Origin of the sequence: Oceanicaulis sp. UBA6590 (assembly GCF_002433705.1) — a bacterium.
In the GTDB taxonomy this organism is placed as follows: domain Bacteria; phylum Pseudomonadota; class Alphaproteobacteria; order Caulobacterales; family Maricaulaceae; genus Oceanicaulis.
Genome location: NZ_DJIQ01000041.1, coordinates 136,149 through 145,071, shown reverse-complemented (window position 1 = coordinate 145,071; position 8,923 = coordinate 136,149). Strand labels below are relative to the sequence as shown.

Below are 8,923 nucleotides of genomic sequence, written 5' to 3'. Positions count from 1 at the left end.
CGGGTTGTTCTTGCGGCGGCGGCACAGCACCTGGATGCAGCGCTCCACCTCGTGCTCGCGCCCGATCAGCGGATCGACGCCGCCTTCGCGGGCCTTCTCGTTGAGATCGACGCAATAGGCGGACAGCGCGTCATCCTTCTCCTCGGCGCCCTCGCCCGGCTCGACCGCATCCTCTTCCGCGCCACGGGGCGGACGGGAGTCGGACTCGCCCGGCTTCTTGGAGATGCCGTGGGAGATGTAATTGACCGCGTCATACCGGGTCATGTCCCGCTCGGCGAGGAAGTAGGCGGCATGGCTTTCGCGTTCGGCGAAGAGCGCGACCAGCACATTGGCGCCGGTCACTTCATCGCGACCGGAATTCTGGACATGGATCACCGCGCGCTGGATGACGCGCTGGAAGCCGGCCGTGGGTTTGGCGTCCTCGCCATCATCCACCATGAGGCTCGCCAGTTCTTCGTCTACATACTCATTGAGCGTGTCACGAAGCTCGTCCACATCCACATCGCACGCGCGCATGACCGCAGACGCATCCACATCCTCGCACAGCGAGAGCAGGAGATGCTCCAGCGTGGCGTATTCGTGCTTGCGTTCAGTCGCGGCCGTCAGGGCGCGATGCAGGGAACGTTCGAGAGTGGGTGAGAAAGAGGGCAAGGCCTAATCCTTTTCCATCGTGCACTGTAACGGGTGCTGAGCGCGACGCGCAGCGTCCATGACCTGGGCCACCTTGGTCTCGGCGACCTCGTAGGTGAACACGCCGCACACCCCGACTCCATGCTGGTGCACATGAAGCATGATGCGAGTCGCGTCTTCTTGCCCCTTGTGAAAAATGCGAACCAGAACCTCGATGACGAACTCCATCGGCGTGTAGTCGTCATTGAGCAGCAAAACCTTGTACATCGACGGACGCTTGGTCCGTGCGCGCGGCTTGACTGTAACGCCGGTCTCCTGATCGGGCAGGTCTGGCTTCTTAGGCTCACTCATGGGCAGTCAGGCGTCTCATATAAGCTTGCCCCAGCTTGATCCGGTTTTTCGGCTGCGGCAATCGATCCTGTAATTAAATAAGCGCGGCGGGGTTACTGAGAACCCCCTCAACTGATCACAACGCAGCTTATTCGTGGAAAGCGCGCCAATCGGGTCAAAAAAAATGGTCCGACGTCGAACGCCGGACCAGTCAGGGAGGATACGGGGCCGGACCGCGCGTCGAGACGCGGTCCGGCGATCAGGTGCGCCTAGCGCTGGGACTGCATCAGTTCCAGAGCGGCGGAGAAGCGATCATTGATCGGCTTGAAGGTGTCCTTGACCAGATTGGACATCAGGTCGGAATTCTTGTTCATCTCGGCCATCATGGCATCCAGGGACGACTTGGCGTAGTCGGACTGGATCTCGAGAACTTCCTGAACCGATTTGGCGCCAGCCATGGACTTGGCGGCGGCCACGCTGTCTTCCATGGACTTTTTGGCGAAGGCCAGGTTCGCAGCGTTCAGTTCCTCGATGGATTTCGCGGCCGTGGTGCTCGAGGCGATCACGGCGTCAACAGTGTCCTTGTGGAAGGCGCTGAAATCATTCACAGCCTTCATGGACTTCTCGAAGCCGTCCTTGATGGCTTCGTTCGACGCGGTGGTCATGGTCTCGATCGTGTCTTTCGCGGTGTTCTTGGCGGTGGTCATCGACGTGTCTCCAGAATATTTGCGCGGGGGCGAGGGTTTTCGGGTTTTGCTTTGGCCCGGCGTCTTTTTGGCGGTCCGCTTGGCCGGCGCCTTCGCGCTGGCCTTCACGGGACGAGCCGGTTGCTTCGCCGGCTCCGCAGCAGCCTCAGGGTTCGCTTCCGATTGAGACGCCGCCGATTTCGCCGCTTCAGCAGCGGTCGGCGCGGGCGTCTCAGACGCAGTTTCTTTCGGAGTCGCGTTCGCCATGATGGGCTCCATGCGCTGCCTGCTCGTTCGCAGGTGCAGCATATATGTACGCTCAGAAGCGACTCGTCAAGGCGTTTTTGTGCGGTGCACAATTTGTCGCGCCCTGTGAGCGCTGAAAATCCCGGCACGGTTAACGCTCGAGCAAGAGCTTGTGCCCCATCGTCCGGGGCATGTCTCGATACATCCTGGCCCTGCTGTGCGTTCTGAGCGTTTTCGCCCTCACCTCCCGCGCCGAGGCGAGCGAGCGATACGCCGCCTTTGTCGCGGACATGGAGACCGGCGAGGTCCTGCATTCGCGGCGGGCTGACGCCGAGCGCTATCCCGCCTCGCTGACCAAGATGATGACCCTCTACATGCTGTTCGAGGCGCTGGAGCGCGGAGAGGTCAGCCTGGATGACGCCATTACGGCCTCAGCGGAAGCAGCCAGCCGTCCGTCCTCGAAACTGGGCTTGCGTGCAGGACAGACGATCCGCGTCGAGGACGCGATCCGCGCCCTCATCATCCAGAGCGCCAATGACGTGGCGGTCGCGGTCGCCGAACACCTTCAGGACGACGAGGCGCGGTTCGCAGCCGTCATGACCCTGCGCGCCCGTGAGCTGGGCATGACCAACACCGTATTCCGGAACGCCTCCGGCCTGCCTGACGCGGCCCAGCACACCACGGCGCGGGACGTCGCCCGGCTCGCCTATGCCCTGCATGAGGACTTTCCTCAGTATTATCACTATTTCGGTGAGACCCGCTTCCGCTGGAATGGCGTCACCCATCGCAATCACAACTCTCTGGTCGGCAACCAGGCGGGCGTGGACGGTCTGAAGACCGGCTATATCCGCGCCTCGGGTTTCAACCTCGCCGCCAGCGCAGAGCGGGACGGTCATCGCATCATCGCCGTGGTGATGGGCGGGGTCTCCGCCTCGGTCCGTGACGCCCATGCCCGCGAACTGATCGAAGCCGCGTTCTCCGCACTCAACGCCCGTTCGGAAGGCCGGATGCTGGCGGCCATGAACACGCCGCGCCTGAACCCGGTGCGCGAACAGGAAATCCTCACCGCTGAGCTTACCACCCTGCCCGCCCAGACCGCCCAGGGCTCCGCCCCGGGCGCGCCTGCGGCTCAGGTGGAGCTGGCGGATCTGGACGCTGCGCCCCGTCCGCGGCCCTTCTCGCCTGTTGCAACGCCCGAAGGCTGGTCGGTCCAGGTGGGCGCCTTCACGTCCCAAGCCGCCGCCTCGGCGCGCCTTGAGAGCATCGCCATGATGGGCCTGCATTCGCTTCTGGGCGAGGCGCAAGCCCGCGTGGAGCCGCTGGAGCGTAATGGACGCCAGCTCTGGCGCGCCCGCTATGCCGGTCTGGACGGCGACCGCGCCCGCTCGATCTGCCAGCGCCTCGAAGCGAGCGGGGAATCCTGCTTCGCCGTGCCGCCTTCGGCCTAAGATCGATTCTCAATCATCACGTCGATCAAGTATCTCATTCCAGTCTTTCGAAACCCAGTTTCCATTATCCTTCCCAAGCGTCGCATGAAGGCAATCATCGACAGTTGGGTCCCCATATCCGCTCCATGGTCTGGTGGGCGTCACAACCCAAAGACTATCACGCGGCCCTATCAAAGCCTGAAGTTGTTCCATCATGGCTTCTAGGGATTGCTCTGTTCTTACCATCATCGCACTGGGCGTAAGGGTCGCCCAAGACCCCAAACTTTTAAGGCTCGTAGAGAATTTGGGTAGAAAACGCTCTTCGACATCGTAGATCACGAGAAATACTGAAGTAAGCGGCATTGGATTCATCTCACTAAATACGTTCCGAGCGTAGTTATTACTACCGAGCAAAAATCTAAATTACGAATCTCGATCTTCTTAAAAGATCAATGGGCTGATTAAAATTCGAGACTAGTCCTTCAAGAGAACGTCGCGCGCTTCCTGCACCTTTGCGGCCAGCGCATCAGATCCGCCCTGATCGGGATGGACCCGTTTCATCATGGTGCGGTGGGCCTTGCGGATCGTCTCTTCGTCCGCATCCGGGCCGACGCCCAGAATGGCGCGCGCCTCGGCTTCGCTCATCCCCGTTGAGGCGGGAGACGAGGATGAACCCCCGCCCGAGCGGCGGGACGGCTTGCGTCCCATGGCGACGCCCAGAAATCCGAGCGCTGCGCCAATCATGGGAATGCCGGCCACAGCGAGGCCGCGGATGGTGAGCAGGCCGCCCACCAGCAATCCGCCAACGCCCAGCACCCAACGCAAGAGGTTGGCCGCCTGTTTGGACGGCAGTTTCGCCATCAGGATGGCGATGACAACGCCGACCAGGATCAACAGGACGAAGAAGTAATAGATCATGATCGCGTTTCAGTCCGCCTCAGAACGGGAAGGGTTTCCCGCTCACGCCAGGCAGTTTGAGCACGATCATCAGTTCGCGCAATTCCTGACGGGCGGCCACATGGCTCATGGTGAAGGTCATGGACGAGCCCGCTTCGGTCAGATCAAGCAAGGTCAGCCCTGCGGGAAAGAGCTCGCGATAAATCACGCGCTCGGAAAAGCCCGGCGCCAGACGAAACCCGACGCGCTCGGAGAGCGCTTTCAAACCGCGACCAACGCGGCGCTTGTTGCGGGAATCGAGATTGGAGACCCGGTTGCGCATGACCAGCCAGTCAATGGACTTGCGGTCACGCATGGCCTTGCGCTTGCGGCACTCCCAGACCATTTCCGAATAGACGCTCGGGCGGCCGACTTCGAATGTGTCGCCATCGATCTCCGCCAGCAGCGCAAAATCTATGAAGCTGTCATTGATCGGCGTGATCAGTGTGTCGGCGCTCGCATGGGCGAGCCGAGCGTAATGGGTGTCGCCGCCGGGTGAATCCACGATGATGAAATCACAGCCGCGATGAAGCTGCCCCAGGGTTTCCTCCCAGGCCGCCCGCTCTTCCGCTTCCACTTCGTCAAGCGAGCGTGACTGAGAGATCGGCAGGCGCCCCTGCACCGGCATGGGCAGGGTGACGCCGCGCGCATCCGCCCAGCGGCGCCGGTTCTCAAGATAGCGACTGAGGCTCGCCTGACGCAAATCCAGATCAATCACGCCCACCGTCTTGCCCATTCGCATCAGGGCCACCGCCAGGTGAATGGCGACGGTGGACTTGCCCGCGCCGCCCTTCTCGTTCCCGACCACGATGACGTGCGCGCCCTCTACGGCGCGCCCCGATGACCCAACGGCGTCAGCAGACACGTTGACGACTCCCCGATACCCAGATGCCGCGGCGCTAGCATGCTCCGCGCTCAATGGCAAAGTGATGTTGTGGACCTAACCGGGCAGAGCCGCACCGGTAAAGTGCGTGGTCTGGCACCACAGACCCGCTGCTTGCGCCTGTGCGCACAGGGCCTGCGCGTCGGCGCGCGTGTCGAACGGGCCAGCCTTCAGCCGCAGGAAGTCGCCCTGCTCGAGATGCACAAGCTCGGTGCGCGCCTGCGTCGAGGACAGCGCTGGCAATTGTCCGCTCAGCTGCCGCCAGCCGATCTCGGCGTTGCTCATCAGCCGGTAGGAGGCCAGATGGGCGGCGTAAAGAAGGCTCTGCGCATTATCGAGATCCGGAGCCGGCGCAAAATCCTCTGGTCCGGCGAGGGCCGCCGTCGGCGTCATAGGGGTTTGGGGCGCTTCGAGCAGCGCCGCCCGCAAGGCGCCCATCTCGGCGCTCGAGGCCTCGATCCGTTCAGGATGACGCTGGGCGGTATCTTCAAGCAGGCGCGCGAGCTCCAGAGCCGGTTGCGCCCGACCTTCCACAGATGGAGAGCCCGTGCTGACACAGGCCGTCAGGCCCAGTGTCGCCAATGTGATGAAGACCAGTCGCATGCCTATCCCCAGAACCGAGTCGCGCGCTTGCGAGTCTGCCACGGCTAAGGCTAGCGTGCAGCCTGTAATTTCGCCCAGGAGGCCGCCGTGTCCAACGGTCCCGAACTCTCCCTGCCCGCCGCCTACAACATCGCTGATCTACGCGAACAGGTCCGGCAATGGCGATCCGATGGCCTGCGCATCGGCTTCGTGCCGACCATGGGCGCGCTGCATGACGGCCATCTGGCGCTGGTCAAACAGGCGTTGGAAACGTCAGATCGCGTCATCGTCAGCATTTTCGTGAACCCGACCCAGTTCGCGCCGGGCGAGGATTTTGACTCCTATCCGCGCACGCTCGAGGCGGACGCCCAGAAGCTCGCCAGCATTGGCGCGCATCTGGTCTATTCGCCCGATGCGGGGGAGATGTATCCCGAAGGCTATGTCACCACCGTCAGCCTGACCGGACCCACACATGGGCTGGAAAGCATTTCTCGTCCTCACTTCTTCAACGGCGTCGCAACCGTCGTCTGCAAGCTGCTCAATCAGGTCCAGCCCGATCTCGCGGTCTTTGGCGAAAAGGATTACCAGCAGCTCATGGTGATCCGCCGCATGGTGCGCGACCTCAACCTGCCTGTGGAGATTGCAGGCGGGGAGACGGTGCGTGAAACCGACGGCCTCGCCCTCTCCTCCCGCAATGTCTATCTGAGCAAGACGGACCGCAAGCGCGCCGCGCGCCTCAATGTGATCTTGCAGGAATTCGCTGACGCGCTGAAAGACGGCGCCAATGTCGCCGACGCTCAGCACCAGGCTCAGCTCAAGGCCCAATCCGCCTTCGATGGCGTGGATTACGTGGTTGCGCGCGATGCAGCGTCGCTTGAGGCGCTGCCCTCCGGTCCGATCGAGGGTGACGCGCGGGTTCTGGCGGCGGTGCGCGTGGGCAAGACGCGTCTGATCGACAATCGCCCCGCTCCGAAGGCCTAGATCACCAGGCGCCCAGCTCGATCAGCTTGCGGCGCAGCTCGTCGGGCAGGTCTTCCCCGCCCGAATGCTCTGTGAGGTCCGCAGGCGCATCTTCCGCCTTCAGATAGCGCCAGCCCTGAAAGGCGCGCCGCGGCGACGGCGCGGTGCGAACAAGTTTGTTCTCAAGCCAGATATTGCACCGCTTGACGCCTTCGGGGTCGGTGAACTCTTCCAGGTCGAGCACTGGCTGCCGCACCTGGATGACGCGCTTGATCACCCAGTACAGCGAGCCGCCCGCAAGGATCTCGTCCTTGCGCTTGGGCGTCATGCGGGTGGTGTGGACCGTCGGCTGACCGTCATGACGGTCGAGCCAGCCTTGCAGCTGTTCAACCGAATCCACACCGACGCAGAGTTTGACCAGATTGAGCGCCATGGCGCGGAGTTAATGCGACTCCGCCGCGTCAACAACCGCTCCGCCTGCAGAGGGCGTCGCCCACTGCACGTCGAGAATGTCCACGCTCATGCTCTCGTCGAATGACTGGAAGGCGGCTGACCCAGCAATGTTGAACCTCAGGCTCTCCAGTCGCGGCCCGTTCACCACTTCGTCAAAGACATAGCTCTGCACGAAACGGAAATCCTCGATGCGGGCAGCGAAGTTGGGCTTCACACTCTCGCGCAGGATCATCTGGAAGCCGGCCACATGACCGGTCTGGGCGTTCACGCTGACTTCGCCCGTCATGGCGTCCAGCATGCGTCGCGCGGCGCCATCGGGTTCATCCTCATCATCGGGAAAGGCCTGGGGCGTGAAACCGTAGATGAGCAGACCGTCTTCCTCACGCAGGAGAGTGGCTTCGGATCCGATGATGCGGCGCAGGTCTTCAGCATCGAAATCCTCCCCCCCAAAGCCATCCTCTTCGTCTTCCTCAGAGGCGTCCTCATCGGACAAGAACATCTCTTCCCACATCTCGCGTTCTGACTCGTTCAGACCCGCTTCAGACGGCGACAGCAGCGTGTAATGGCTCGCACCGTCCGCATCCTCCTGGATGCGCACCGTGATCTGGCCGTCATTATCGCCCACCATCACGTCCACACGTTGAGCGACTGGGTCATTAAGGCTGACCGACAACGCCCGCTCGAGCGGGTCGGGCAGCTGAGCGAGAGCGGCGGAGGAGCAAAGCGCGGCGCAAGCGCCCAGCGTCAGGGTGCGAAGCATGAAACAGCCCTTGTCATTATCAGGAGGCGGCAGTGTCGCCTTCCTAATGCGGCGAGACTAGGGCCGACATCAGACAAATTGTCCCTGATCAGGCGGTGGCGCGATCCGACAGGCCGTCCTTGTGCGCGAGATCCACATCGAATGTGGTTTCGCTTTTCGGCGCGGGCTCGGAAGGAGCGCCCATCACGCTCTGATACGCCTTGAACGCCCTGGACAGCCCCATCTTGGCGTAAGCCTGAACCCCACGGGTCGACGCCGTGCGCGGGGTCCAACCGGCCTGACGCAGCACGCCATTGGCGTGATAGACGCCGTTCTGGAGCGTGGACTGGGGCGTCACCATCTCGACGGTGATCGACACGTTCAGACCCTCAAGGTTCTCAACCCGGTGCGGCGCGTGCAGCGGCCAGGAGACAAATGCGCCAGGGTCGAGATCAATCTGGGCCGCCTGTTCGTCCCAGGCGGGGTCAAACGGGACATCCTCGGTCTGGGTCTTGTGCAGGATCGCTTCCATGAATTGCGGATCCACGAAGGGCGCGCGCGGTGGATAGATGCGGAAGCGTTTCCGGCCCTTCACATGCAGCAGCAGGGTCTCAGAGACGTCAGAGTGGAAGAACACCTGCGCCCGGGGGCTGGAGATCAGGATGCCGCCATACGCGCGCAGCGGACTGAATCCCGGATTGAGACGCTTGAGCTGACTGATCAGGGCTTCGAAGATCGGCTTGTAGACCGGATCGGTGTCCATCGCCTGGCGCAGATTGATCCACAGCTTGCCTTCGCGCACCGCCTCGATCAGCTCACGGCCTTTCAGGCCTCCGCCCTCGCCGGCTCGCCAGCTTTCCCGATCGGTCGGATCATCGCCCATGGTGCAAATGTCCGTCAGCCCTTTGGGGTGACGGTTCAGCAGCGCGGCGAGCGCCAGCTCGCTGAAGGCCGGATCCATGTGAAGACGGTGACGCGCGGTCACAACGCCCTGGCGGAAATCCTTCCGCTTGTCGTCATTCCAGTCGATCAGCACAGGGTCGGTCATCAC

11 protein-coding genes are annotated in these 8,923 nt (G+C 62.5%); 2 read left to right on the top strand and 9 right to left on the bottom strand.

All coding sequences use genetic code 11. The features are described from left to right. The 3 genes from B2Z70_RS09385 to B2Z70_RS09375 all read right to left on the bottom strand — a co-directional run. Positions 1-651 (bottom strand): Clp protease N-terminal domain-containing protein (locus B2Z70_RS09385; protein WP_292982738.1); only part of this gene is annotated, 651 nt, incomplete at its 3' end. A gap of 3 nt (positions 652-654) precedes the next feature. Beyond that, positions 655-981: an ATP-dependent Clp protease adapter ClpS gene (gene clpS, locus B2Z70_RS09380; protein WP_009800658.1), complete on the bottom strand. Its 327-nt coding sequence runs from the start codon at positions 979-981 to the stop codon at positions 655-657. Positions 982-1,229: 248 nt separating this feature from the next. Beyond that, positions 1,230-1,667: a phasin family protein gene (locus B2Z70_RS09375; protein ID WP_040612875.1), complete on the bottom strand. Its 438-nt coding sequence runs from the start codon at positions 1,665-1,667 to the stop codon at positions 1,230-1,232. Between the two features lie 416 nt (positions 1,668-2,083). On the opposite strand from B2Z70_RS09375, the gene B2Z70_RS09370 reads away from it, so the two are divergent. Beyond that, entirely contained in the window at positions 2,084-3,340 is a 1,257-nt protein-coding gene (locus tag B2Z70_RS09370) for a D-alanyl-D-alanine carboxypeptidase (protein WP_009800656.1), read from the top strand. A gap of 453 nt (positions 3,341-3,793) precedes the next feature. Here the strand turns inward: B2Z70_RS09370 and B2Z70_RS09365 are convergent, their stop codons facing one another. From B2Z70_RS09365 to B2Z70_RS09355, 3 genes are all read right to left on the bottom strand, one after another. After that, a complete protein-coding gene (locus B2Z70_RS09365) occupies positions 3,794-4,237 on the bottom strand; it encodes a DnaJ domain-containing protein (protein WP_292982720.1) in 444 nt (147 codons plus the stop codon). 19 nt (positions 4,238-4,256) lie between these two features. Next, positions 4,257-5,120 carry a division plane positioning ATPase MipZ gene (locus B2Z70_RS09360; RefSeq protein WP_050752837.1) on the bottom strand — a complete coding sequence of 288 codons (864 nt, stop codon included), beginning with the start codon at positions 5,118-5,120 and terminating at the stop codon, positions 4,257-4,259. Positions 5,121-5,195: 75 nt separating this feature from the next. After that, entirely contained in the window at positions 5,196-5,741 is a 546-nt protein-coding gene (locus B2Z70_RS09355; protein WP_292982715.1) for an SPOR domain-containing protein, read from the bottom strand. An 87-nt stretch (positions 5,742-5,828) separates the two neighbouring features. On the opposite strand from B2Z70_RS09355, the gene panC reads away from it, so the two are divergent. Further along, entirely contained in the window at positions 5,829-6,701 is an 873-nt protein-coding gene (gene panC, locus B2Z70_RS09350; protein WP_292982713.1) for a pantoate--beta-alanine ligase, read from the top strand. 1 nt (position 6,702) lies between these two features. On the opposite strand, the gene B2Z70_RS09345 is transcribed toward panC, so the two are convergent. From B2Z70_RS09345 to B2Z70_RS09335, 3 genes are all read right to left on the bottom strand, one after another. Continuing rightward, the gene (locus tag B2Z70_RS09345) at positions 6,703-7,113 is read right to left on the bottom strand and encodes a DUF1489 family protein (RefSeq protein WP_009800651.1); all 411 of its coding nucleotides are present in this window, start codon (positions 7,111-7,113) and stop codon (positions 6,703-6,705) included. A gap of 9 nt (positions 7,114-7,122) precedes the next feature. After that, the gene (locus tag B2Z70_RS09340) at positions 7,123-7,893 is read right to left on the bottom strand and encodes a hypothetical protein (protein ID WP_292982711.1); all 771 of its coding nucleotides are present in this window, start codon (positions 7,891-7,893) and stop codon (positions 7,123-7,125) included. Between the two features lie 88 nt (positions 7,894-7,981). Further along, positions 7,982-8,920 carry a cupin domain-containing protein gene (locus tag B2Z70_RS09335; RefSeq protein WP_292982709.1) on the bottom strand — a complete coding sequence of 313 codons (939 nt, stop codon included), beginning with the start codon at positions 8,918-8,920 and terminating at the stop codon, positions 7,982-7,984. Positions 8,921-8,923: the final 3 nt, after the last annotated feature.